This is a genomic window from Alsobacter sp. SYSU BS001988 (assembly GCF_054796215.1).
This window is the reverse complement of sequence record NZ_JBTAMK010000006.1, coordinates 12,100-37,296: the sequence shown is the minus strand read 5'-3', so window position 1 is coordinate 37,296 and position 25,197 is coordinate 12,100. Positions and strand designations below refer to the sequence as shown.

Genomic DNA, 25,197 nt, shown 5'->3' with positions numbered 1-25,197 from the left:
ATGAGAGTCGCGACCGCGTTCCTCTTCGCCTTCGGCCTGGCCCTCGTCACCACGGCGGGGCGCGACCATGCGCAAGCCGCCGAGATCCGCGGGCTGCTGATCGGGGTCGACGCCTATCGCAACCTGCCGCGCCTGACGGGGTCCGCAGCCGACGCGCGCGACCTCGAGGCGAGCCTGCGCTCGATCGGCGCGCGCGACCTCCGCGTCCTTCTCGACGAGAGCGCCACGCGAGGCTCCATCCTGGTCGCCTTCCAGGATCTCGTGACCCGGACGCAGGCCGGCGACACCGTCTTCATCACCCTGTCCGGCCACGGCGCCCAGGAGCCGGAGCGGGTCAAGGGTTCCGAGCCGGACGGCATGGACGAGGTGTTCCTGCTGCCGGCGTTCGACCCGAAGGACCGTCTCCAGAATGGCGAGAAGATCCTCGACAAGGAGTTCAAACACGTCATCAAGCTGATCGAGGACAAAGGCGGCCGCGTCGTCTTCGTCGCCGACACGTGCTCCGGGGGAGGCCTGGCGCGGGAGGTCGATCCGCGCGGCCCCGGGATGGTCTACCGCAGCGTCAAATACACCCCCATCGTCGACGACCTCCAGCCCATCTCGACCAGGGCCGACGCGCTGATGTCGCCGGCGGACTTCAAGTCGTCGACCTTCCTGGCCGCCGTCGACAAGCAGTCCAAGGTCCCGGAGATCCGGATTCCCGGCGTCGGTCAGCGCGGCGCCCTGAGCTACGCCGTGGCGCGCGGCCTCCAGGGCGCGGCCGACCTGGATGGCGACGGCGCGATCACCGCGGCCGAGCTCTCCGAATATGCGCGGCGGGTGACGTATCAGCTCTCGGACCAGCGCCAGCGCATCGTCGCCGTGGATGCGCCCCCTCCCCCGGCCCCCGCCAAGGTGATCGTGCGCGGCATCGCGGTGAGGCCCGTGGCGGCCGAGGGGACGGCGCCGGAGCCCGCCGCCAAGCGGCCCGCCGTCCCGCCGCCGCAGGCCGACGCCGCCGTCAGGCCCGCGTCCGCCGCCAAGGCGCCGCAGGGCGCCGTCCTGATCGCGTCGCTGGACGGCAGGGCCGAGCGTTTCGCCGGCCTGTCGATCCAGACGGCCTTCCAGGTCGTCGAGCCCGGCGCGAGCCCCGACCTCGTCTGGGATCCTGCGAGCCGGGACGTGCTGGCGGGGGGCGACGTGATCGCCCGCACCGTCGACCGCAACGATCTCCCCAGCATCGTGGAGCGCGCCGCCCTTCTGCGCTGGCTGAAGCAGCGCGCGCCGAACGCCCCGCAATCCATCAGGATCGTTCCGGACGACCGTCTCCACCGCAAGGGAAGCCGCGTCGAGGTGGAGATCGGCGACGTCGGCGCGAGGGGCCTCGTGATCTTCAACGTCGCCGGAGACGGGACCGTCCAGCTGCTCTACCCGATCGGGTCCGATCCGCCGGTCAGGAGCGACGCCCAGTATCGCCTGCAGCTGCAGGTGCGCGAGCCCTTCGGGGCGGATCAGATCGTGGTCGTCAGTTCGCCCCGGCGCCTGCCCGACCTGGAGCAGGCGCTGCGGCAGTTGGACCGCAGGCGTTCCCCGATGAAGGTCATGGAAGCGCTGAACCAGGCGGCCGGCACGGACAGCAGGATCGGTTCGGCGGGGCTGTTCACCGCGCCCTGACGCGACCCCACGCAACCCGCCTACGGAGAGGGAGGTTCACGATGCTGCTGGCGACACGGTCCGCCCTGATCCTGGTCCTTCTCCCGGCCGTCTTCGCGGCCGCAGGCGGCGTCCTGGACGCCGCCGAGGCGATCCGCAACCGATCCGTCCGGATCATCGAGGGCGACGCCGCCGCGGGCGCCGGTCCCGCCGCCGCGACCGCGACGGCGCCGGCCGAAGCGCCGCCCGACCTGCCGCAAGGCGGATCGCGCGTCGGCAATCCGGCCGGCCTGCGCATCGAGCTCATCCCCGCCGCCGACGTGGCGCTCGGGACCGAACTGGCGGTGCGCGTCACCGCCGACAAGCCCGGCTATCTCGTGGTCGTCGACGTGGACTCGGCCGGCAGGCTCACCCAGATCTACCCGAACACCCATTCGCTGGCGCAGGCCAGGGGCGTGGCCCCAAAAGCGAACTTCCTGGCGCCGGGACGCCCGCGCACCATCCCGGACAAGGACGACGCGGCCCAATTCAAGTTCGTGGCCGCCGAGCCGACCGGCGTCGGCATGGTGGTGGCGATCCATAGCGACAAGCCCGTGCAGGTGATCGACCTTCCAGACGTGCCGGCGATGCTGGCCGGGCGCATCCGCGCCCTCCAGTATCTGCGCGAGAGCGCCCAGGACCTCAAGATCCTCCCGGTCGCCGAAGCCGAGAAGATCCAGGATCCCACCTGGTCCTTCGCAGCCAAGTTCTACGTCATCCGATGATCCGTTCGGGGCCGCCACGCATGAGGAAGCGCATCCGCCACGGGCTCGCCATGGCGGCCACCGTCTGGGGGCTGTCCGTGGGCCAGGCGGCCGCGGCCGAATCCGTCACTGAACTGCGCCTGGCCGCGCTCGCGCTTCCCGCCGACGAGACCCGCATCAGACTGGACGCCGCCGACATCGCGATCGGGCCGGAGGCCGTGGTGGCGCGCTACCGGCTGGTGAACCACTCGGAGGCCGCCGTCAGCGTCACCCTGGCCTTTCCGATGCCGAACCTCGACTTCTCGGATCCCGACGTCTCGCTGGCGATCCCCGGCCCGGATCCCCTAAACTTCCTCGGCCTGACCGCCCGGATCGACGGCAAGCCAGCCGATGTCCGCTTCTCGCAGTCGGCGCAGCTGAACGGCAGGGACGTCACCGCCACGCTGAGGCAGTCCGGCCTCGCGCTGGCGCCCGTCGGGCCCTTCCAGGCGCAGCTCGCCGCCATGCCGCAGCCCCTGCGCGACAAGCTCACCGACGGCGGCGTGCTGGCCATCCTGGGAGCGGACGTCCAGGGCGCGCCCATCTACGCGCCGAAATGGACCGTCCGGACGCTCGCGACACGGCGCCTCGCCTTCGCGCCCGGTCAGGCGATGGACGTCGAGATCCGTCACCGGACGAGCCTGGGCGCCAGTCCCGACACCATGCTGCGCAACCCGCTGCGGGACGCGCCGGGCCTCAGCGCCGAAGTCCACCGCTACAAGGCCGAGTACTGCATCGACGACGCGTTCTTCGCCGCGCTGGACCGCATGACGACGGCCGGCGACGCGAATGTCAGCGGCCTGCGCGAAAGGCGCATCCTCTACGCCCTCGAGGGCGCGGCGGCGGCCGGTCCGATCAAGGATTTTCGGCTGGTCGTCGACAAGGGCAGGCCCGACCGCCTCGTCAGCTTCTGCCTCGACAATCTGAAGAGAATCTCGCCGACGAGGTTCGAGATGCGGGCCACCGACTACCGCCCGACCCGGGGCCTGAAGGTGCTGCTGATCGAGCGCAACGGATGACCATCCAGCACGAGGAGGCTCGCCCATGTCCCCGACGCCGCCCGACCCGAACGCCCTCGCGGACGCATTGGCCCGGACCGGCCGGACCTATGACGCGGTCCCCTACACGTCGATCCCCTTCCCGCGCCTGCAGCCGGCCCGGCTGGCCGCGAACGCGCGCCTGCTCGGCCTGGACGCTCCGGAGCCCTCCCGGGCCCGCACGCTGGAGATCGGCTGCGCCTCCGGAGGGCACATCGTGCCGCTGGCGGCCGCCTTTCCGCAGGCGCAGTTCGTCGGGGTGGACATCTCGGCGGGGCAGGTCGCATCCGGCCGCGAGCGCATCGAGGCGCTCGGACTGCGCAACGTCGAACTCCACGCCTGCAGCGTCACCGAGATCGGCGCGGACTGGGGCGACTTCGACTACGTCATCTGCCATGGCGTCTATTCGTGGGTGCCGGACGCGGTGCGCGAGGACATCCTTCGCGTCTGCGCCGAGCGCCTCTCGCCCGATGGGATCGCGGCGATCAGCTTCAACGTGCTGCCGGGCTGGCGCATGTTCCAGGTGGTCCGCGACAGCATGATCCTGCACGCCGGGGCCGAGGCCGACCACCGGACCCGCTCGCTGCGCACCCGCCAGCTCTTCGACCTCATGGCCCAGCACTCCCCCGAGACGAGCTCCTACGGCTCGATCTGGCGCAAGGAGGCCAGGCGCATGGTCGAGCAACCGGACGCCTATCTGGCCCACGAGATCTTCGAGGACGACAACGCGCCCTGCACGTTCGCCGCCTTCGCCGACGCAGCCGCCCGGCGCGGCCTCGCCTATCTGTCCGAGACGCGGCTGCGCGAGAACTTTCCCGAGAGCGGCCAGGCCGAACGCGCCGGGGTCATCCGATCCCTGGCGGCGGGAGACCGGACGGCCACCGAGCAATATATCGACATTCTGACCGGCCGCACCTTCCGGGAATCGCTGCTGGTGCGCGCGGGGCGCGAGGCCCGCCTCTCGCGCGGTCTCGATCCGGAGAGGCTCGCCGGCCTGCACCTGATCGCGCCGCTCGACCTTCGGGCCGACCCGCCCCCGCGCCCGGGCGAGTTCGTGCTGGCGGACGGCGACGGCATGGTGGCGACGACGCAGGACCAGGCGGTCGCGGCCGCGCTCGACCTCATGTTGAAGCGCCAGCCCGCCTCGGCAGCGGTCGACGATCTTTCCGCCTGCGCCGAAACCGACGCCGGCCGGGAACGCATCCAGGCCGCCCTGCTGCGCCTGGTCCTCGACGGCGCCCTGGACGTCTCGGCCGAACCGGTGCGCTGCGCCTTCCGCGCCGGGGCCGCGCCGAAGGTCTGGCCGCTGCTGGCGCAGGACGTCATGCGCGGCGCGGACCGCTCCGCGACGCTGCGCCACGCGACCGTGTCGATCGACCCGATGATGCGCTTTCTCGCGCCGCTGCTGGACGGCCGGCGCGACGCGGCCGGGATCGCGGACGCGCTGCTGCGGCTCGCCCGGGAGGGACTGGTCACGATCTCCGACGAGAGCGGCGCCATCGCCGAGCCTGACCGCCTCGCGGCGGCCTGCCGCACGCAGATCGACCGCCGCATCGACGCCCTAGCCCGGATGGGAGCGCTGGTCGACGACCCGCCCGCGCCGGGGCGAAACTGAGCCGCCGCAGGAGCGCCGGATGCCGAGCTATTCGGACCTCGAATTCATCGTCTCCACCACCGCGCCGGAAGACGCGCCGGCGCTGTTCCAGCTCACGGTCGTGCCGGCCCTGGTGGAGCGCTGGCTGGACGACTACGACGCGCGGCTGCAGGGCCTGTTCCGCCAGCGGCATGGGCGCGGCCGGAGCGGCGGCGGCGTGGTCCACGCCACGATCGAGGGCTTCTCCTATCTGTTCGATCTGGATTTCGAACGTCTCATCGCCGCCTGGGGAATATCGCGCGGCCGAAACCCCAATCCCAGGGATCCCGGCCGGATGGCGGGCCATCCCCAGAGCGCGGGCCCCCTCCACCATCGCGGACACGCCATCGCGCATTCGCTGGGCGGCGGGGCCGACATCAACATCGTCCCGCAATGGGCCCGCCACAATGTCGGCGGCTTCCGCAGCCTGGAGATCGCCGCGGTCGATACGCCGGGAGCCCTGTATTTCACCTACTGGATCTATGGCGTCCGCCAGCTCCAGACGCCGATCCGGGTGGAGCAGGGCCTGCTCGTCGCCGACCAGGGCGCAAGGCCGTCGCGGACGGGCGTGAGGCGGTTCTGAGGGACAGGCCGGCGCGCGGCGGCGACGACGATGCTGGTGGGCGGTGACGGGCTCGAACCGCCGACCCTCTCGGTGTAAACGACTTTGGCAGAACTCACATGGACCACGATGGACATTCCTTGACCTCCGGAAATAAGGTCATGTGAACCAATTTCCACTGGATCGAGGGACCAAAGCCAGCCATGTTGGTCCATGCAGGTCCGTGTATTTTGGACCCCCAGTGAACCCCCAAAGGATTTTTCAATGCCTGCGACCGCTTTGACGGACCGCTTTCTCGCATCCCTCTCCGGGAATGGAGAGCGACAGGAATTTCAAGACACCAAGGTCCGGGGGCTTGTAATGAGGGTTGCCCAGTCCGGATCTCCAAAGAGCTGGTCGTATGTCTATCGACGCCACTGCGACGGTAAAAGGCAGCGGGTCACTATCGGCTCCTATCCCGCGCTTACTCTCGCTAATGCACGCAACGCGGCACAATCACTCGCCGGCGAAATTGCAAGAGGCGAAGAGCCGGCTGCGAAACGTCGGAATGAAGCGTCAAAATCGCTTACAGTGGCGAATCTCATCGAACAGTATGTCGCGAGACGAACTGCGACCCTTCGTTCCGCGGATGGAGTGCGGTGGCGACTAGATAAGTTCGTCCGACATGAGCTCGCTACAACCCAGGTGTCCGACCTGCATCGGCGTGAGGTCGCACTCCTGCTAGATCGATTAGCTCACCCCTCCGAGGTGAGCGGAAAGACACGACGGGGTACACCCGCGTTAGCTAATCGCGTCTACGACGACGTTCGCGCAATGAGCGCGTGGGCGGTCAGCGTCGGGTACTTAGAAGCGGATCCGCTCTCCGCATTGAAGCGGCCGGCAGAAAAAAGGAGCCGTGATCGGGTCCTTTCTTCGACAGAAATCAAGGTCATCTTCGAGCGCCTTGACACGGCGAAAATGAGTAACGCGCTTCGGAGAATGATACGGCTGCTATGGGTTACCGGATGCCGAGCGTCCGAGATCGCCGAGTTGCGGAAGGCGGAGATCGATCTCGCGTCCAGGTGCATCACCTTACCGCCAGAACGCGTCAAGAATGGGAGAAAATTCGTTATTCCGCTAGTCGCGGAGGCAGTAAGCGTGCTCACCGAAGCGCTAGCCGATGTTGGGCCAGAGGAGGCGGCCGTGTTCCCCTCCCCTACTGGCGGCTCATCGATAGAGGGCCACGCTCTTTCGGTTGCGGTTCGCCGGAACCTAGCGCATTTCGGAGCGGGCCAGTGGACCCCTCACGATATCCGGCGTTCTTTCGCAACACACATTGGCGACCTCGGAGTTCAACCGCATGTGATCGAAGTGGCGCTGAACCATGTGTCCGGATTTCGGCGGAATGTAACAAATAGCGTCTACAACCGCGCAACCTATCAGCGTGAGCACAGGCAGGCGCTTGAGCTATGGGTTGCTCACCTTGCGACAATAAGGGCCGGTCAAGGCGAGGCAATCCCGTCTGAAATCATTGTGCCATGTTGAAACCCTATGAGGATCTCCGCTTAATTTGGGAGCGCGACAGGGAGGAAGAACGCGAGAAAATACTGGCGGCAGTTCAACTCCTTAAAAATACGCCGGCAGACACGGACAAAATAGAATCGAACTCGCCAGATCTTGACGCGGTATTAACGATGTTGATCAGGCAAGCGTCAAAGCGTGACCTTGTCGACTTGCGGAAGATATTTCCTGAATTTGTCGATATTAAGCTTTCGCCAACCCCGCCCGGCTGGCCATTGGGGCGAGTCAAGTCTACAGCACGTGATTTGCTAGCGGATCTCAGACGGTTATTTATGGCAACGCAAGACGAAAGGTTCTTGAACGCGGTGGTCGCACTAAAACAGAGCGGAGCTGTTGATATTGACAAAATGAAATTCAAACAAAATTTCAAACCAGACAGCGAGATCAGGAAGAACGAGAGTTTGATCCAGGAAGTACTACGCCGATTCGAAGCCGGCCAGGATATGCGAATTTCTGCTGCACAAGTTGCTGTCGAGCACAAAGTCACTGGTCAGAGCTTCGACGCCGTCGTCAATAGGCTCCGAAAGGCCGCCGCCGCGGTTGGCAGACAGAGGGCACCCAAAACACCAACGACACCCAGCCCGGAGTTGGAGGAATAGTTGAGCTTCCAAGCCAATGGAGGCCATCGATGTCCATAGAGCGTCTCGGTCCGTTTGATCGCCTAGTTTCATTCAAAGAAACGCCCGCCGTTATCTCGTTAGGTCTGACGTCGATCAAGCGCGCCTGGATCCGACTTTCCCGAACTCATAATTATCAGCCAAGGCAGGAAAGCCTTTCTACTCTCTGATTTACTGGCGTGGCTTGAGCGACGTGTAAACGCGGCTCGTTCGGCGTGACGGCCCCATCGGCATCTTGCTCTGCTGCTCTTCCAGCCACCGAGCAAGCACCCGCCGTCAGCCAAGCTCAAAGAGAATCCATGGTGAGCGTGGTGCCCCGGCCGCCGGCTAGCGGTGGCGGTTGCATCGACGGGTCACCTTCGCTTGTGGACGACAGGAAGCTGGCGGGATGAGGAAACCCATTCCCGCCCTGAGACTTGGCGAGTTAGGCAAGCTGATCAAACACAGGCACATGAAAGCTGTCCCGGCGACTGAAGACGCAATCCTTTACTTGGAGTTTGCAGCCCACAACCTTGCCCACATGCCCGGAAGGGACCTGCTGCGAAAGCTCCAGAGTTGGAGCGCGCTGTGGACGCCCTCGATAGCCACAGAGAACATCGAGGAAGTCGCCGCATCGGTCGGACGGAGGCCCCGGATACTCGACGCAGACCGAGCAGCGCGCGCGCTCGGTGTCACAGTCGCGGAACGTGACGAATTGGGGGTCCGCACAATTGGCGCAATCGGCACGACCAAAGCTGAACGGGAAGCTCGCGCAAAGGCTCGCAGGCTCATCAGGGACGCGGCTCAAAAGGCCAAGAAGCGGCACTCGGCCGGCGCCCTCGCACGAGAAGCATACGAAGCTTTATCGGTCACCAGAGCTAAGCCGTGGGAGCGCCTCGGGATCTCACGATCGAAGTGGTATCGCGATCAAAATGCTGAGCAAATTCGTGAGACAAGTGTGTCGCCCCATAATAGCCCTTCATACCCGACGCATCTGGATTCAGGACTGGACGGCATCGGCAAGGCTGTAGCAGCGCCATCGGTAATCACCCCGACGGCGACGAGCACGGCCATTTAGTCGCGCACAAAATCGCTCTTTGGCGGATTGTTTCCTCTCCCGCGCCCCGCTGATGGAGGCAGGACGCTCCGGTGCTTTGTAGACCCTACGGTGACACGCCAGTCGATCCGAGACTTTCTCGGCGTTGAAGCACCTCTTGGCGATCGGACCTCCGGCGAGTGGGACTACAGCTGGGATTTTTTCATTTCCCAATATAAAAAAATGACCCGCCCCGCCGGTCCTCTGTATACGCGCGGGCGCGTTAAGCGCATAGGCCCACCCCTGGAGCAAGTGTTCAGATATCGGCATCACCTATCAGCAGAGGGCGAAGCAACATGACCTGACACGGCGCGCTTACATGCGAAGTTTTATTTTGCAGCGGAGTTTTTGTACTTGTGTTGCGAATGTTTCTTGTGAAACGAATGGCCGGGGCGAGTTGCCGACTCGCCTTCGTCCGGAACTGACCGGGCGCAATGATGAGTGGACCGCCCCTCTCCTGCTTCGGAACTGACCGGACCGGGAGAGGGGAGCCCCCGGAGACCAGCACGGTGCAGAAGCTTGACGCCATGATCGCTTCCGGGAGGGCCGCACTTGCTGCGGGCCGCTTCCGTGCTGCGGTCCAGGCGTTCGGCCGTGCGCTGGCGATGGCGAACCGTGACGCCTGGAGTGCTCGCGGCCGCATCCTCGCGGCTCTGTCATTCGCCCGTCGCGGCCTGGCCAGCATGGCGGACCGTGCCGCCCGTGCGGTTCCGGCTCTCCGGCCCGTCCAGGTCGCGCCCGCAAGGTTCCGGCCCGTCCAGGCTGAGCAGCCCGTGCCGGCCCTCTCCGCCCTGGCCAGCTTCCAGCCCGTGCCCGCGACCAGCCCGTCCGCCCTGGCCAACGGCGCCGCCCTGGCGGTCCGCATCCTGCGCAACGCTTGCCCCGCGATGGCGGCCCGGATCTCCCGGACCGCTTTCGGGTCGCAAGGCGCGGCCCTCCTGCCCGGAACCGACTGGGCGCAACCTGGAGCAAACCACCATGGCGATTGCAGCCGACACCACGGCGCCCCGCAAGATCCGGCGCCGCGAATTGGAGGCGAGCCGGAAGGCGTTCCGCGCCAGCCGTCGCGTCCGCATCGCGTCCAAGCGCGCGCTCCTGGAGGGCTGAAACGATGCGTTCCTCCTTCAATCGATCGCCCCGCGCGCGGGTTCAGCATGACGCGCGGTCCGACCGCGCCCAGTTGGTCACCTTGGCCATCATCATTCTGTGCGCCCTGGGCGCCGTGGCGATCGCTTTCGACGGCGTCGCGCCGTGACTGACCTCGCCATCATCCTCGCGGGCGTTCGCCACGTCGCGCCCGTGATCAACGCCTCGACCCGACGCGTCGGCGGTATCCGGTTTTTCCGGCTCGGCCGGTTCCGGCTCTCGTTCTGCATCGCGCGCCGCTAGCAACGGCTCCGCCCTCTCCGGGCTTTCTGGAGAGGGCGCGGCGGACTGCTAGTCCGAACCCGCCCGGAACGTCCGGGCGCAACCTGGAGCACGCCCACCATGATTCATTCACCCGTCCGGAACCTACTCTCCACCCGCGCCATGCTCGCGGGCGTCCGCATCTCGCAATGGTCCGCCCGCAAGCTGGACCGGAAAGTCACGGACGAGGTGAACACAGCGCACGGCGCGTCCGCCGACGCGGGCCGGTTCAACAAGGCGCTGTTGGACAAGGCGTCGATGGCGGCCGTGGTGAAAGCCGCAAGCGAGGCGCGGACGTTCCACTATGCGCGGACCCTGCCCTGGCTGGACGATGGCGTCCGCATCCTCCCGGCGGCCGCGTTCGCGGACTATTCAAACGCCATGCGCCGCATCAAAGCGGACTTCGAGTCGGCCGTTGACGAATTCGTCCTCGACTACGCCCGCGCCGTCGAGGCGGCCCGCATCCGGCTCAACGGCATGTTCAACGCGGCGGATTATCCGCCCGAATCCGAGATCCGGGCCCGCTTCACCTTCTCAACCCGCATCCTGCCCGTCCCGGATGCGACGGATTTTCGCGTGGATCTCGCCGACGCGCAGGCCGCCGACATCCGCGACGCGATCGAGGCCAGCGCGCAAGAGGCGCTGGAATTCGCCATGGCGGACGTCCGGGACAGGATGCTGCGGACCGTCGGCGCGATGGCGGAGAAGCTGGCGGCCTATCGTCCTGGAACCGACCGTGAGCGGGCGGAGGGCATCTTCCGCGACTCTCTGGTCGAGAACGTCCGCGACCTTGCGGCGATCCTTCCTGGGATGAACCTCACAAACGACCCGCGCCTCTCCGCCATCGCGGACCGCATTAAGACGGACCTTTGCGCCCATGACGCGGACGATCTGCGCGAGTCCGACCGGCTGCGGAAGGAAACCGCCAAAGCGGCGGCCGCCATCCTGGCCGACGTGCAGGACTTCATTGCGTAGCGACTAGCAGCCCGCGTCCGCGCGCCCTGGCCAGTTGGGGCGCGCGTGGCGGACTGCATGTCGCGGGCCTGGTCCGGACTGTCCGGACCCAACTCTGAGGAACTGAGATCATGGCAACCATCACTCATGCCCGCGCGGATCTCCTGGCGTACCTGGCAGAGAACACGCCGACCTTCCTGTGGGGCGCGCCGGGCGTCGGCAAGTCCGATCTGGTCGCGGACGTGTCGGCGGAACTGGGCGGAGGCTTCATTGATTGGCGCGCCTCGCTGCACGACTCCGTGGACATCGGCGGACTCCCGACCGTGGCGGACGGGCGCACGGTCTGGACCATCCCGGACGTGTTCCCGGACGCCCGGCGCGACGGGCCGCGCGGCGTGCTGTTCCTGGACGAATTGAACGCGGCCGCGCCGTCCGTCCAAGCCGCGTGCTTCGGACTCGTGCTCAACCGTCGCGTGAAAAATTACGTTCTCCCGGACGGCTGGCGCATCGTGGCCGCTGGCAATCGACAGTCCGACAAGGCGGCTGCCCAGCGCATGCCTTCCGCTCTGGCGAACCGGTTCGCTCATATCGACGTCGACGCGGACGCGGACGCCTGGAAGGACTGGGCCGCCGGCGCCGGGCTTGATCCGGCTCTAGTCGCATTCATTGGGTTCCGGCCGGCGCTCCTCCACAAGATGACGGGCGCGGCGGACGAACGGGCGTTCCCGTCGCCGCGTTCATGGGCGCAGGCTTCCAAATACGTCCGGATTTCGGACGCGGCCGCCCGGATGCGCCGCATCTCCGGCCTTGTCGGACCCGGTGCGGCGGCTGAATTCGAAGCGTTCTATCGGGCGTGGTCCAGCATGCCGGACGTTGGCTTGATCCTCCGCGACCCGCACGGCGCGCCCGTCCCGTCCGACCCGTCGACTCTTTATGCCCTGGCGTCCTTCCTGGGCCGCAAGGCGGACCGGCGCAACCTGGAAGCGATCATGACGTATGCCGGGCGGCTGGCGCGCGATTATGAGGTGGCAATCATGGCGGACGCGACCCGCCGCGATCCGGATCTCAAGGTGTCGGCGGCCTATGTTGACTGGACGGTCCGCAATCAGGACGTGGTGCTCTAATGGCTGCGCCTGTGAACAAGGCCGCCGCATTGCGCGTCACGCGCGCTCGCTCCGCCCTCATTGCTCACCACGCGTTCTACGCGTCCCTGGCGCTCCAGATGCGGATGGTGGAGCGGTCCGATATTGAGACCATGGCGACGGACGGCCGCGCGATCTACTACAACCCTGAATTCGTGCTGGCAAATTCGGAGCCCGAGACCATCGGCACCATCGTGCACGAGGTCGAGCATTGCGCCCGGCTTCACCACGTCCGGCGCGGCCGCCGCGATCTGGCGCGGTGGAACGAAGCCTGTGATTACGCCATCAACCCGGACTTGATGCGCGGCGGGTTCGTCCTTTGGAAAGGCGCCTACAACGAACCGCGCTTTTACGGGATGTCGGCGGAGGAGATTTATCGCGCCCTGACTCCGCCGGAGCCGGACCGCAAGCCGGAGGACAAGGCGAAAGCTGGCCAGCCCGGCGCGCCCGGCCCCGGCGCTCCTGGCGCTCCTGGCGGCCCTGGCAAGCCGGCGGACGCTGGCCAGCCCGGACAAGGCGCGCCCGGCGCTCCTGGTGGCCCGGCGGACGCTGGCGGCCCTCCTAGCGGCCCTGGCGCGGCGCCTGGCGCTCCTGGCGGCGGCCCTGGCAAGCCGGACCGCGTGACCGGCGTGCCCGACCCTGGACGGTGCGGCGGAATTATCGATGCGGCTCCGGACTTCGATGCGGCCGCCATGGAAGCGGAAGCGCAGGAGTGGACGGCGCGCGTGAGGCAGGCCGCCATGGTGGCGCGCGCGGCTGGCGCCGGGAACCTGCCCGGTTATGTCCAGGAGATCATTGCGGACCTGGACACGGCGGCCGCCCGCGTCGACTGGCGCGCAGAGTTGCGCCGCTTCGCGGACGAGTCGACCGTCCGGGACACCAGCTGGTCGCGCCCGAACCGGCGCTTTGCGTGGCAAGGCGTCACGCTTCCGGGATCGGTGGCGATCGCGCCGTCGCATCTGGTCGCGGTCGTGGACACGTCCGGCTCTATGGATCGGGCGGCCTTGCGTGCGATCGCGGCGGAGCTCCAAAGCATCCTGGACGAAGGCGCGGCGGAACGTGTCACCATCATCGATTGCGACACGCGCGTGAACGCAGCCGAGACGTTCGCCACGGGCGACACCATCCGGGCGGACTTCAAGGGGCGCGGCGGGACTAAGTTTTCTCCGGCCTTTGCGTGGATTGAGGAGCATGCGCCGGACGCCTCCGCGATCCTCTATCTGACGGATCTCGATTGCCGGGACTTCGGACCCGAGCCGGCGGCGCCCGTCCTATGGGCCCAAACGGACGCGGCCGCCCGGTCCGTTCCGTTTGGTGACATCATCCGAGTCGATCCCAACGCCTGATAGCCCGCCGGGCGCGCCACATGCGCCCGGCGCCGCTCCCGGCCCGCCGCGTCCGTGCCCTGGCCATAGGGGCGCGCGCCCGTCCGACGGGGCGGCCCTCGAAACCGCGCCAGCATGGTTCCGGCGCTAACCTGGAGTCTCGACTGGACTTCGGCATGGACTCTTAGTTTCTCGGCGGCCCTGACCCGTTCCCGCCGGAGTCGGTCGAGATCCGGCGCGCGGCGGACGTGACCACGGCCCTGGACGCCTATGCCGAGCGGGTCCGCGACACGGGCACGCGCGCCCGCGATTCCGGCATGCTGGCGCGGGGCGCCCGTGCGCCGGCCGGCTTCCGTCAGCTGCGCCTGAAGCGGTTCCTATACCCTCCACAGATCTCTCACCGTTAAACGTCCAGATAAACCGTTGCTGGACGTTCAAAATAATCTCAACGACTCGGATTGACTCAGAAAAACAGGCCGCTCATCTTCAAATCTCTTCCGAACACTCGGAAAAAAACCCGAAGGATACTTTCATGCTGCAAGCCATGATCTCCCGCGCCACGTTCAACGCCGCGCTTACCTTCGCCAAGCGTGTGACGGACCGGCGGACCCATATTCCCGTCCTAGCGAACGCCCGGCTTCGCGCCATGAACGGCGCCGTCCAACTGATCACGACCGACCTTGACCGCGAGATCCGCGTCACCCTGGACGGCGCTTCGGCGGACGCGGGCTTTGACGTCACGCTCCCGACCCATCAGCTGGCGGACATGGTGAAGAAAACCGCGTCCGAATTCGTGGCCATCGACTTCCAGGCGAACGCCGAAAGAGCGGCGCTGGACTTCGAGGGCGCCCGCGTTTCGCTGCACACTCTCCCGGTCGCAAATTTTCCGGAGTTTCCCGGACTTTCTGCGCCGGATATGACCACGTTTTCGATGATGTCGGACGTTCTGGGCGATGCGTTCGGCCGGACCGAATGGGCCGTCTCGACTGAGGCAACCCGCTGGTATCCCAACGGAATTTATGTTCACACCATAAACGTGAACGGCGCACGCATGCTCCGCATGGTGACGACCGATGGCCACCGTATGGCCGTCTGGACGGGCGATTTGCCTGCCGAATTGGCCGATTATGGGGACGGTTTCCCGGGCTTTATCGTGCCCGCCGCGACCGTGAAGGATGTCCTGGCGCTCATGGGCAAGCGCAAGCCGCCCGTGCTCGTGACGGTCACCCTAAGCCGCGGCACGGCCGACAAGCCGGCTTATGTGACCTTCGCCTGCGGCAATGTCGAGATCCGCTCGAAACTGATCGACGGGACGTTTCCGGACTACCAGCGAGTCATGCCGTCGACGTTCGACAAGAGGCTCCGCGTCAACCGTGAAGCATTCGCGTCGTTGGTCGAGCGGGTGTCTGTGATCTCTTCCGAGCGTGGCCGCGCCGTGAAGCTGGACCTGGAGGCGGACGGTGACGGCTCCGGCTCGATTGTGACGGCTTCCGTGACGCATTCCCAGAATGGCTCCGCGTCGGACTCCATGCTGGCGATTGCCGTGACCTGGGGCGGCTCCAGTGCGCTCCAGATCGGCTTCAATGCGGGCTACCTCCTCGGAATCATGAAGCAGTTTTCGAGCGATGACGTCGAGCTGCACTTAAATGATCCGGGCTCGCCCATCCGCGTCGACACGCCCACAAGCGCGCACCTGGTCGTGGTTGTGACGCCGATGCGAGTCTGAGGCTTTATCGCCCGCCTGGCCGCGGCTGGTGCGGGCGGGAGAAAAATCAAGCCCACAAGGAAAAGGCAGGCTATGAACGAGAGCGACGCAGTACTGGCCGTCAAAGGGTGGATGGACGGTACCGAGCGGAACGCCGGAACGCCCGACGCCATCGCCCAGATCATGGCGAAGCCCGGCTACCAAATTAGGGATCTCGACGAAGTCGATCGCAGGGAAGCCTGAACTCCTCTGCCCTCGCCCGGAACGTCCGGGCCCAACCTGGAGCATGCACCATGGCACGCAAGTGCCTGACGATGACCGTCACCATCACCGTCCCAGAGGAGATGACCGCCGCCAAGGCGCGCCGCGAGTGGGACGACCGGTGGTCCGAAACCGGCATCCACGCCCGCGTTGTGCATCCGGCCGGCGCGGCGCCGGAGATCACGGAGAGCCGGGCGGCCCTCCGCACCTGCCTGGAGAAGCTCGCCGGCTATGCCTGCTTCCATGACCTCGTGCAGGCTCGCAGGTCCGCATGGTTCTCGGCCGCCTTCCGCGGGCCAATCACCCTGCTGGACCGCCTCGAATACTGACGCCATCCCGCCACCACGCCCGGAACAATCCGAGGCGAACCCTGGACACAGCCCATGCCGAACCTTCGTCCCTCCGACCTCGAGCCCCCGCTTAGTGCGTTCCTCACGCTGAGCACCGATCGCCTGAGCGATGCAACCCACCCTTGGCTTTCAGGGCTGAACTGGCCGACGGAAGGCCGCGCCGGCCGCCCCCCTAGAGGCACGGAGTATCTGACATGCGCTGAACTGCCCGGGATTGACCGGGCCCAAATTGGAGGATTGAGAATGATGCTGGTTGAGATTCCCCCGGAGCTGTCCGACGTGACACCGAGCGACCTGAAGGCAATGCGCCTGCGCCTGGGCATGGACCCGGCGGAGCTGGCCACCCTCCTGGGCATGCCGGGCCGCCGCGACATTGTGGAAAACCTGGAGAAGGCCCGGACCTGGACCATGTTTGAGCGTCACCAGGATGCCTTAGTCGACCTGGAAGAGGCGGTGGAAAATATCGCACGCAGGATCTTGGAGGCCCCCCGACCAGCGGTGCTCATTGGCTACCCCAATGATGGCGTGTTCCGCGAGTTCGCCCCCGAAATAGCCAAGCTCCTCGGCTTCAACAGCGTGCACCGCATGATGCTGGCGAAGATCCAGAGCAGTCTGTCCGACCATCCGGATGACCTGATCCCCATCGTGGAGATCATTCCCTCACGCTACGCCGAATGGTTGGGAGCGAGTCTGGACACCCCGGACACTCGCGTCGAATGGGCGCTGCAGCATATCGAAGTATATCGGACGAAGCCTGGCCTTCCAGTGGCCGGCCAGCCAGAGTCGTGATCATGACGAACGCGGTTCGGTATTACGAAGATCCCAGCATCGCGAAGTGTTGCGCGGTGGAATACGACCGGCTTTGGAGCATAATCGAGGCCGGCACCATCCGAGACAGCTTCTACATAGCGCGGGAGAAAGTGCTGGCTTACGAAATTCCGCGTATCTCGCGATTATACGGGCCCGTGGTCGCTCACCGGGTAAGCAAGGCGATACAGTGGCGGTCGCCGGACAGTGTCTCCGAGGCTTGTAAAGAAGCGCTTTCAGCAAAATCAAAGGCGTGGGCCGACGCTCATCAGGCACAAAAACTGGAGGCGGAGTTAGCGAAGCGCGGCGGTAAGCTGCTGTGGGTCGACCGTTTATGGATCCGCATCCTCGGCTATCCGTTCACTTTTTAAAGTGACCTTCAAGCATAAAGCTTAACCAGGTTGGCCCTGCTATCCGGCTCGGAAGATTTGCTATGCCGAATGCCGCCGCTCCGTCATCGGGCAAATGGACGTCAGCACCGCCGAGCGTCTGCAACCGCCATCGCCCAAACGGCCGGCGCTGCGGAAGTCACGATCGACCGGGCCGAGATCCCGGCCGTGCGGTGGGGCGTGGAGGACAGCGACGGTTGACGAAGCACTCGGCCCATGGTGTCTCTCTGGCGCGAACGGTCCGATTGCGGCTCAAGGGGTTCGGCAAATGTTGACAACGCTAATCTAGCGCCAGCATCGCCATGCGGTATAAAAACACCGTCTGTTCCTGGGAGGAATCGACCTCCAAGACACCGCCGTGAGCACGAGCAATTTCCTGGGCAATGAATAAGCCCAGGCCGAGGCCCTGTTGATGAGGTCTTACTCGCGCACGGGTGAATGGCTCGAACAGTCCATCCTGCGCACTAGCCGGAATGGGATCTCCGGAGTTTGTCACTGCGATGCTAAGGATGTTCGCGTCGGCGCGCGCCACCACAAGAACGGGGTCGGTTTGGGAGCCGTGCAGCAGGGCATTGGCTATAAGGTTCGAAAGCATCTGAGCCAGTCGGTCGCTATCGCAGTTCACCCTGAGCGGGAGGATCAGGTCAGATCGGATCTCGCGCCCCGGCCACGCTTCTCGCAGTTCATCAATAACCTGCTGGAGTTTGGGTCCAAGGTTTTGGTTCGGCTTTCTATCGAGACTAAGGCCCCCTCCAAGCCGCGAGCGTGCAAAGTCCAGAACATTGTCGATCAGACCCGCCATCCGCGCGATGCTGTTGTCGATTAGGCGAACCATGCGGTCCTGATCCGCAGGTTTCAGCGTCGTGATACGCCTCACGCCGGCGCTGATCGAAGACAACGGATTCCGCAGATCGTGCCCAAGCACGGCAATGAACTGCTCCCGCAGCTCCGCCGCTTGCCGCTCATTGAGAAGCATCGCTTCTGTCGCGGTTAGCCGGTCAACCGTCGTGAGGTGAAAGGCGATCAGATCCGCGAACAGCTTGAACATGCCCACCACTTCCGGGGTGTTCAGCTTGGCCGGTTCCGGGTCGATGGCGCAGAGAGTCCCGAAAAACGAGCCATCGGGTAGAATAATTGGCTGTGAAATGTAGCTCTGGAAACCGTAGAGCCGCGGTGTTGGATGTTCGCAATATGCTTCGTCTAAGGCGACATGATCGATCACGACAGCCCGCGAGGCGTCGCGTACTTCTTTGCAGATTGTGGTCTCGACATCGAGCTCACCACCGCGCTTAAGTCCAAACTCGATGTCGTCGCGAACCTGACAAGCAACCCAGCGATCGTCAGTAACGCGGGCGATCGCTGCAAAGCGCATGTGGGTGACGCGACAGACCACGTCCAGAATGAGCGGAACGGCCGAGATCTGGCCGATTTTGTCTAGGTCAGCTTGGAAATCATGCACGCGATGTGCCTCCCACGGTTGGCCCGCGACACGACTCTAGCGTACGACATTCCCCCGTTGAGAGCCTAGGCGGGAACGCGGCCCGGCGAAATCCAGAACGGCGGCCTCCAGTCGTGCTGCTCAGGACGTCAGCCAATCGGGTGAGCAACATCGGTTTGGGCTGATAAGGCCGGAGAGGACCAACGTAGTGGATCCGCGACCCGCGGCGTCCCTACATCACGCCGAGTTGATCCTTCTTCCGCAGATGTTCGGAAACGCGCTGCTCTTTGCGGTCGTACTCGGATGTGGGCCCCAGATTGAGGGCCATCAGGGAGACCCACGATGACCTCGCTTATTCGCCCTCAAGCCTGCGCCGCCCTTGCGCTCGCCGCATCGCTGACGCTGTCGGGCTCGGCTCTGGCCAGAACGGTAATGGTCGGCGGCGCCCCCATGTATCCGACCAAGACCATCGTTGAGAATGCCGTGAACTCAAAGGATCACACGACGCTGGTGGCGGCGGTCAAGGCGGCTGGCCTCGTCGACACCCTCGCCAGTCCCGGCCCATTCACGGTGTTCGCTCCGACCAATGGTGCATTTTCAAAGCTGCCGACCGGTACGGTCGACAACCTCGTGCAACCGCAGAACAAGGGCACACTGACAAAGGTGCTGACCTACCACGTGGTGGCGGGCAACTACTCAGCGCAGGACCTGATGAGGATGGTGAAGCAAGGCGGAGGAAGGACCACTCTCAAGACCGTTCAAGGTGAGCCGCTGACCGTCCTTCCTGGTAAGAGCGGGAAGTCACTGTTTGTCGAGGACGCTAAAGGCAACACGGCTCGCGTAACCATTTCGAATGTGATGCAGTCGAACGGCGTGATCCACGTTGTGGATGCGGTTCTGATGCCGTAGCTGACCAGCGCTGGGCCCAGGCAAAATCCTGGGCTCATCGCTCAGCGGAAAGTGGAAGGAGAGCTGGCCCAGTCGGGCCGTGCGATTCAAACTAGCTCAGAAACGGGAGATTGAGACGGAAGGACTGCCCGTCAGCTGGGCAGTCCTCCACGGCGTCTCGGGCCTTATTGCTTCGCGGGTGCGGGCCCCTTGATCGCGCCGGTGGCGCCCGCAGAGAAGGCATCCTTGAGATCGGCCGCCGCAAGCTCTTGCGCCTTCTTTGCGTCTTTCACCACCGCGTCCATGCCAAAGAACTCGTGTGTGACCCCCGCGAAGCTCTCGTACTTCACCTTCGATCCACCCTGCTTCAGTTTGTCCGCCAGGGCCTTGCCCTCCGACATCAGTGGGTCGATCTCGGCGGTGATCAAGGTGGCGTCAGGCAGACCCTTTAGATTGGCCTTGCCCACCAGGTCGAGACGCGGGTCGTTCCGATCAGCGTCCTTCGACACGGTGTTCTGGAAGAACCATTCCATAGCCGGCTTGCTCAGCGGCATGGCGTGGGCGTTCTTCTGGTAGGACGGCGTATCGGTGTTGGTGCCCGACACGGGGTAGACGAGGACGATATGTAGGGGCGCCTCGACCTTTTGGTCACGAGCCATGATCGCCACGTTGGTGGCCAGATTGCCGCCGGCGGACTCGCCCATGAGGGCCAAGCGCTGGGGGTCGCCGCCAAACTGACCGGCGTTTTTCACGACCCATTGGTAGGCCGCGAAGGCGTCCTCGTGCGCGGCCGGGAACTTGTTCTCCGGCGCGTGGCGATATTCGACGCTGGCCACGATCGCCCCGGTCTTATGGGCCATAGCCATGGCGGACGACTCGTAGGTGTCGAGGTCGGCGATGACCCATCCGCCGCCATGGTAGTAGACAACCACCGGCTTGGGCTGACCACCCGAACCCTCGGGCGTGTAGATGCGGATCGTCTGCTGGCTACCCCCCGTCGGATAGGTCATGTCCTTCTTGGCCACCTTGAGTTTGGCCATCAAGGCGGCTGCATCTTTCCCTTCATCCTTCAGGACGGCTTTGACCGCGTCGGCGGGCGTCGGACCTTTTCGGGTCTCCTCGACCGATTGCGTGCCGATGGGCTTTGCGCCGAGTGCGTGGAGCTTCTCCAGGACGCGGCGCATATCCTTGTCGGACCGTTGCATCGTTCCGCTGTCATCCGACATGGAGGGCGACGCTGGTGTTGCAGTCTGCGCCATGGCCGAAACGCTAAACGACGCGGTCAACGCTGCAAGGGAGATCGTGGCCCAGAGCGCGGGCTTGAAAATGGTCATGAACATGGTCCTTAGGTAAACAGGGACGAACGAAAGGGTTCGCACGATCGTCGGCAATCACTCGGGCAACCACATGTTCCTGGCCCGGCGTTCACGATGGCTTGAGCCAGCTACTCTACGTGCGCGCATCGAGATCTCGCTTCACCCAAGATCGCGGCTGACTTTGACATGAACCCGGGTCGGATTAGCGAGATAAATACGGGGAAACGGTTCGCCGAAGTCCCGCCGGCTGCGTAGCGGATCTAAACGGGGAGGCGCCAGGCAACCCGCACTTTCCCATACAGGGAACCGTGAGGGACTTGCGTGAATCGAGTCCGGATGCGTCCGCCCATGGTATCCAGAATGTTTCTACCTGATCCAGCCGCCCTAACCACGCTCACCTTCGACTGCTACGGCACCTTGGTTGACTGGGAGACGGGCGCGATTGAAGCCCTGCGACCCCTGTTGGCCCGGCACGGGGTCCTGCTGTCGGACGACGACATCGTCGCTGCCTTCCAGGACATCGACGGCGCACTATGCGAGCCCCCTTGAAAGCCATACCGGGAGGTGCTTGCCGAGGTGGTCCAGCAGTTCGGGCGGCGGTTCGGCTTCCCAGTGGGCGCAGCAGATCACCAGGTGCTGGTGTCGTCAGTTGCCTACTGGCGGCCCTTTCTCGATACGGTGGACGTGCTTCAGCAGCTCAGCACGCGATATAGGCTGGCGATCATCTCGAACATCGATGACGACCTGTTCGTCGCGACAGCTCAGAGGCTTGGCGTGAGGTTCGCGGACGTCATCACTCCGAGCAGACCCGGAGCTACAAGCTGGATTCAGTCATTTTCGAGAGAGCGCTTCGCCGTCTTGCCGTCGAGCCGCACCAGGTTGCGCACATCGCCGAGGGTGTCACTGAGGTGCCTACCGCGAGGCAGCTCGGCTGCGCCACGGTGTGGGTTCGCCGACACGGGCGATCGGCCCTAGCACCGGACCTCGAGGTGCCTGACCTGATCTCTTCTGACCTACGTTACGTCACAGCCTACGTGTCCGTGACGCTGGCGTGCACGCTGGATGCGAGAGAGGGTACTGCTGCATCTCCCAGACTCAGCTTCATGCGATCTTTCAGACCAGGATGGAACCGCGTCAGGCGATGTCCCGGCATTCCACCGGAGGCTCCGGACTCCTCCAGGCTTCATTGCGCCGTGTTTCGCCTGTCGGGCCGAGCGTGTTCCATCCGGCCCGCTCTGAATCCACCAGCCCAAGCACGACGGAGTTCGGATGATCTGCCGCCGCGAAGGGCTGCAAGCGCGGCTGGAGCCGCAACGCCCTCAACTGGACCCAGCGCCTGCCGAGGATCTTTGGCGGCCTCCTGGAGCTTCCCTGTAGCTCATGTGTGATTGATGGCGAGGCGGTCGTTCAGCTCCCCGATGGTCGCGACGACTTCCACGCGCTGCGGTCGAAGGCCGGCGCCCAGCACGCCATCCTGATGGCGTCCGATATTCTCGAACTGGACGGGAAAGATCTGCGCCCCTGGCCCTTGGCATTGCGCCGGACTGTGCTGCGGTACCAGGTGCACGACGAGCCCGTTTGACGGGGTCGCCTATGTCGACGAGACCGCCGACGACGGCGAGGCCCTGTTCCGTCACGACTGCGCTTTGGGTTTGAAGGGCATCATCTCGAAGCGTTGGGACAGCCCGTATCGGTCGGGCCGGTCGCGGCGCTGGCTGAAGTCGAAGTGTCCAAACTAGTTGCGGCACGGATAAACCCGCGTGCGTGCACGAGGGCGTCTAGGGGTGGAAGAAACTCAGGGCCCTACGGGGCAGGTGCCCCGATGCGCTGCTATTCCTCAAGCTCGAGCAACCGGCGAAGATGCCGGGCGCCTTCATCAGTGATCTGAAAAGCCATGAAATCGCCCGACGCGAACTGTTTGACCCAACCGTTGCGCTCCAGCGCTTCCGCGAAAGGGCCCATGAACTTTGCGGCATGCGAGCCGACTTCGTATCTGAGGCGTCCCTTTTCGGCCAGGATGAGCAACCGCCGGTGAAGTCTCGTCATCCGTAATCCCGGTACGCTTTTCCATGAAGTCGTCGGTGAGCTTGCTTCCCCTCCCGGCGGGCCAGCTCACAAAGCAGCATCAGGATCTTCGGCGGCAGCGGCTCGTCAACGACCTCGTGCCAGTACTCCCAGAGGGCCTGCTCGAGCAAGACGGTGTGCTGCTCGCCGTCCATCACCTCGTCGTCCGGTTCCATCCGCTCCGCCTTGTCAGCAGCCTCCCCTGACTAACTGCACTAATGTTCTCCTAAAAGTAGGGGTGAAGCGTGCGCCATCCCGCCTAGTTCAGGGCTCGCTAGGGCGGCAGCGCTACGGTCTGGTAGGTTTCCACTGTTATCGAAAGCACAAACGTTTGAATCTATAACCGGCCCTCGACACCTAAAACCATGACCCGCCGCTTCCCGCCGCCCTGGACCGTCCACGCCATGCCGGCCGGCTTTCGCGTTGCCGACGCCAGTGGCACCTGGCTCGCCTACTGCTACGGCGACGCCGCTGGTTATCGGAGCACGGGCCCTCAACGAAGACCGGTCCCTGCGTCCCGGGCGGGAATGCCGCCGATCCGACGCCGACATGAGATCAGGCATGCTGGCGATCATCTCCGCCAACGCCCTTGCCTGGTCGGGCGAATCATCACGGTGAAGTCCGCCTCGCGAGCGCCCCATGCATCGGGTGTGAGGCTCGTCCCCAAGGGCGGCGTCCGCTTCCGCGAGGCCCCCTTTTTGACGTTGGCGGCATGCTGATGCACGCGCACCGACGAAGAGTCGATCATCTGCAAGTCGCCGTCATAGCCAGCGGAAACGGCGTGGAAGATCCGCTCCCACACCCCAAGTTTCCGCCACCGAACAAAGCGGTTGTAGCAGGTCGTCGCCGGGCCGTAGCGCTCGGGGATGTCGGCCCAGGGCGAGCCCGTCCGCAGGCGCCAGTAGATCCCATTCAGCACCTTGCGATCATCTGCCCGGGGAACGCCGCGCGGCTTGTTCGGCAGCAAAGGCTCGATGATCGACCACTCAAAGTCGGTCAGTTCGTAACGGCGCTGGCTCATTCGGGCTCCTCCAAGGAGCTTGAATCAGCATTCACCGCTGAATGGAATCCCTTTTATGAGTTTACGACCTAGGTCGAGGGACTGGATCTTGGGCATGACCTGATCGACGGTGGCGAAGTGGCCAAATGTCCAGGGAAAGAAACGCAATGGACCGCGTGTTTGTTCAGTAGCTGCGATGGCTTAGACCTGCACGCGCTGGTCGCTGGCGGATGCCGAACGCCTCAGTCCAACCGCGTGGCGGACTGCCTGGGCAAGAGCTCCCGGTGCCGCAGGCTTTTCCAGCCATACCGTCGCGGCTATCTTCACTGGTGCAGTCTTTTTCTCGAAGCCGCTGAGGACGATGACCGGGATACCCAGGCGGTTTAACTCGGCAGCTAGAGACGCGCTGTCGCCGTCTAGCAGCCGAAAGTCGAGCACGGCGCAATCGGGTTGTTTTTAGCCACTCCTCAGCATCGCAGCAGAGGGCGAACGGACCAGCTATCTGGTAGCCGGCGTTTTCCAGTTCCTCGCTGACGGCGAAGGCGATCATCGAGTTATCCTCGGCCACGAGGATTGTCGGTTCGTGCGAGAGCATGAGACAAAGCCCCCAACGCAAGGTCACTGCCTCACAGGCCGCCTGCAACGTATTGAGCAAGAGTCTACATCAGGCTTTGCCCAAGTGCATGATGCCCGTCGCCGCTGCGCACTGGGCCGCAAGCTCTGGAACAACCCGCTCGCAACTCTGTTCGCCTTCGGGCACTCAGGGGATCATCATGCCGAGGTTTCATATCAACATCTGGCACGGCTCCACCTCCATGCTCGACGTTCGCGGGAAAGAGTTCGGGTCCGAAGACGAGGCCCGGCGCTACGCTCTCGCGGAGTGCGCGTCCCTTGCACAAGACAGCATGACGGCTCCAGATCGGGAGCGATAGAGTGTCGAGTTGACCGACGCGGTCTCTAGGCGAGTGAAGGTCCTGCCCTTGCCCGAGTGCGAGTGACCCCGACGAGCACGAAGTCAGCCATCGCCTCGGTTCCTCCGAGCACGCGCACCGCAAGCCCCCCCTCAGCCCCGTCCCACCAGGGCTTGTTTTTGTGCGGTCGACCTTGCCGGTCCAGATACCTAAAGCGATGCGGCCGAGGTCACGGTGCGGACAGAAGCGGCCAGAGCCCCCGATAAGGCCGGCTTTTCCAACCACACGGTTGCGGCGATCGGCACGGGACACGCGTGCGCCTGGAAGCCGGAGAACACGACG

General features: G+C 64.8%; 23 protein-coding genes and 2 pseudogenes. 20 read left to right on the top strand and 5 right to left on the bottom strand.

Annotated features, from left to right (window positions below; all coding sequences use genetic code 11):
• The 18 genes from ACYVO7_RS13420 (at position 1) to ACYVO7_RS13335 (ending at position 17,220) form a co-directional block, all read left to right on the top strand.
• Positions 1-1,653, top strand: coding sequence for a caspase family protein (locus ACYVO7_RS13420; protein ID WP_460450331.1), 1,653 nt, complete (start codon positions 1-3; stop codon positions 1,651-1,653).
• Between the two features lie 41 nt (positions 1,654-1,694).
• Positions 1,695-2,396 (top strand): DUF4384 domain-containing protein, encoded by a 702-nt coding sequence (locus tag ACYVO7_RS13415; protein ID WP_460450330.1) that lies wholly within the window; start codon positions 1,695-1,697, stop codon positions 2,394-2,396.
• 20 nt (positions 2,397-2,416) lie between these two features.
• Positions 2,417-3,433, top strand: coding sequence for a DUF4424 family protein (locus tag ACYVO7_RS13410; RefSeq protein ID WP_460450329.1), 1,017 nt, complete (start codon positions 2,417-2,419; stop codon positions 3,431-3,433).
• Between the two features lie 25 nt (positions 3,434-3,458).
• Entirely contained in the window at positions 3,459-5,066 is a 1,608-nt protein-coding gene (locus ACYVO7_RS13405; protein ID WP_460450328.1) for a methyltransferase regulatory domain-containing protein, read from the top strand.
• 19 nt (positions 5,067-5,085) lie between these two features.
• Complete coding sequence (locus tag ACYVO7_RS13400; RefSeq protein WP_460450327.1) at positions 5,086-5,667, top strand: DNA/RNA non-specific endonuclease; 582 nt, start codon at positions 5,086-5,088, stop codon at positions 5,665-5,667.
• A 192-nt stretch (positions 5,668-5,859) separates the two neighbouring features.
• On the top strand, positions 5,860-7,170 hold the full coding sequence (locus ACYVO7_RS13395) for a tyrosine-type recombinase/integrase (protein ID WP_460450326.1): 1,311 nt from the start codon (positions 5,860-5,862) through the stop codon (positions 7,168-7,170).
• Positions 7,164-7,805, top strand: a complete 642-nt coding sequence (locus ACYVO7_RS13390; RefSeq protein WP_460450325.1) for a hypothetical protein — start codon at positions 7,164-7,166, stop codon at positions 7,803-7,805. Before ACYVO7_RS13395 ends, ACYVO7_RS13390 begins: the two co-directional genes overlap by 7 nt.
• A 2,071-nt stretch (positions 7,806-9,876) precedes the next feature.
• On the top strand, positions 9,877-10,005 hold the full coding sequence (locus ACYVO7_RS13385; protein ID WP_460450324.1) for a hypothetical protein: 129 nt from the start codon (positions 9,877-9,879) through the stop codon (positions 10,003-10,005).
• 4 nt (positions 10,006-10,009) lie between these two features.
• A complete protein-coding gene (locus tag ACYVO7_RS13380; protein ID WP_460450323.1) occupies positions 10,010-10,153 on the top strand; it encodes a hypothetical protein in 144 nt (47 codons plus the stop codon).
• The gene (locus ACYVO7_RS13375) at positions 10,150-10,287 is read left to right on the top strand and encodes a hypothetical protein (protein WP_460450322.1); all 138 of its coding nucleotides are present in this window, start codon (positions 10,150-10,152) and stop codon (positions 10,285-10,287) included. Before ACYVO7_RS13380 ends, ACYVO7_RS13375 begins: the two co-directional genes overlap by 4 nt.
• 99 nt (positions 10,288-10,386) lie before the next feature.
• Positions 10,387-11,280, top strand: a complete 894-nt coding sequence (locus ACYVO7_RS13370) for a DUF3150 domain-containing protein (protein ID WP_460450321.1) — start codon at positions 10,387-10,389, stop codon at positions 11,278-11,280.
• A 110-nt stretch (positions 11,281-11,390) separates the two neighbouring features.
• A complete protein-coding gene (locus ACYVO7_RS13365) occupies positions 11,391-12,383 on the top strand; it encodes an AAA family ATPase (protein WP_460450320.1) in 993 nt (330 codons plus the stop codon).
• On the top strand, positions 12,383-13,747 hold the full coding sequence (locus ACYVO7_RS13360; RefSeq protein WP_460450319.1) for a vWA domain-containing protein: 1,365 nt from the start codon (positions 12,383-12,385) through the stop codon (positions 13,745-13,747). The genes ACYVO7_RS13365 and ACYVO7_RS13360 overlap by 1 nt, the downstream gene beginning before the upstream one ends.
• Positions 13,748-14,258: 511 nt before the next feature.
• Entirely contained in the window at positions 14,259-15,452 is a 1,194-nt protein-coding gene (gene dnaN, locus ACYVO7_RS13355) for a DNA polymerase III subunit beta (protein WP_460450318.1), read from the top strand.
• A 72-nt stretch (positions 15,453-15,524) separates the two neighbouring features.
• On the top strand, positions 15,525-15,674 hold the full coding sequence (locus tag ACYVO7_RS13350) for a hypothetical protein (RefSeq protein ID WP_460450317.1): 150 nt from the start codon (positions 15,525-15,527) through the stop codon (positions 15,672-15,674).
• Between the two features lie 50 nt (positions 15,675-15,724).
• Positions 15,725-16,021, top strand: a complete 297-nt coding sequence (locus ACYVO7_RS13345; protein WP_460450316.1) for a hypothetical protein — start codon at positions 15,725-15,727, stop codon at positions 16,019-16,021.
• A 264-nt stretch (positions 16,022-16,285) separates the two neighbouring features.
• Positions 16,286-16,831: a helix-turn-helix domain-containing protein gene (locus ACYVO7_RS13340; protein ID WP_460450315.1), complete on the top strand. Its 546-nt coding sequence runs from the start codon at positions 16,286-16,288 to the stop codon at positions 16,829-16,831.
• A gap of 2 nt (positions 16,832-16,833) precedes the next feature.
• Positions 16,834-17,220 carry a hypothetical protein gene (locus ACYVO7_RS13335; protein WP_460450314.1) on the top strand — a complete coding sequence of 129 codons (387 nt, stop codon included), beginning with the start codon at positions 16,834-16,836 and terminating at the stop codon, positions 17,218-17,220.
• Between the two features lie 298 nt (positions 17,221-17,518).
• On the opposite strand, the gene ACYVO7_RS13330 is transcribed toward ACYVO7_RS13335, so the two are convergent.
• Positions 17,519-18,697: a GAF domain-containing sensor histidine kinase gene (locus ACYVO7_RS13330; RefSeq protein ID WP_460450313.1), complete on the bottom strand. Its 1,179-nt coding sequence runs from the start codon at positions 18,695-18,697 to the stop codon at positions 17,519-17,521.
• 321 nt (positions 18,698-19,018) lie between these two features.
• Between ACYVO7_RS13330 and ACYVO7_RS13325 the strand changes: the two genes are divergently transcribed.
• Positions 19,019-19,585: a fasciclin domain-containing protein gene (locus ACYVO7_RS13325; protein ID WP_460450312.1), complete on the top strand. Its 567-nt coding sequence runs from the start codon at positions 19,019-19,021 to the stop codon at positions 19,583-19,585.
• A 164-nt stretch (positions 19,586-19,749) separates the two neighbouring features.
• On the opposite strand, the gene ACYVO7_RS13320 is transcribed toward ACYVO7_RS13325, so the two are convergent.
• Entirely contained in the window at positions 19,750-20,898 is a 1,149-nt protein-coding gene (locus ACYVO7_RS13320) for an alpha/beta hydrolase (RefSeq protein ID WP_460450311.1), read from the bottom strand.
• Positions 20,899-22,195: 1,297 nt separating this feature from the next.
• Here ACYVO7_RS13320 and ACYVO7_RS13315 point away from each other — a divergent pair.
• A pseudogene (locus ACYVO7_RS13315) lies at positions 22,196-22,462 on the top strand (DNA ligase-like domain-containing protein); the annotation flags it as partial.
• Positions 22,463-22,710: 248 nt separating this feature from the next.
• On the opposite strand, the gene ACYVO7_RS13310 reads toward ACYVO7_RS13315, so the two are convergent.
• The 3 genes and pseudogenes from ACYVO7_RS13310 to ACYVO7_RS13300 all read right to left on the bottom strand — a co-directional run.
• Complete coding sequence (locus tag ACYVO7_RS13310; protein WP_460450310.1) at positions 22,711-22,926, bottom strand: hypothetical protein; 216 nt, start codon at positions 22,924-22,926, stop codon at positions 22,711-22,713.
• Positions 22,923-23,120 (bottom strand): hypothetical protein, encoded by a 198-nt coding sequence (locus tag ACYVO7_RS13305; protein WP_460450309.1) that lies wholly within the window; start codon positions 23,118-23,120, stop codon positions 22,923-22,925. Before ACYVO7_RS13305 ends, ACYVO7_RS13310 begins: the two co-directional genes overlap by 4 nt.
• A gap of 515 nt (positions 23,121-23,635) precedes the next feature.
• Positions 23,636-23,965: pseudogene (locus ACYVO7_RS13300) on the bottom strand (IS5 family transposase); the annotation flags it as partial.
• Between the last annotated feature and the right edge of the window lie 1,232 nt (positions 23,966-25,197).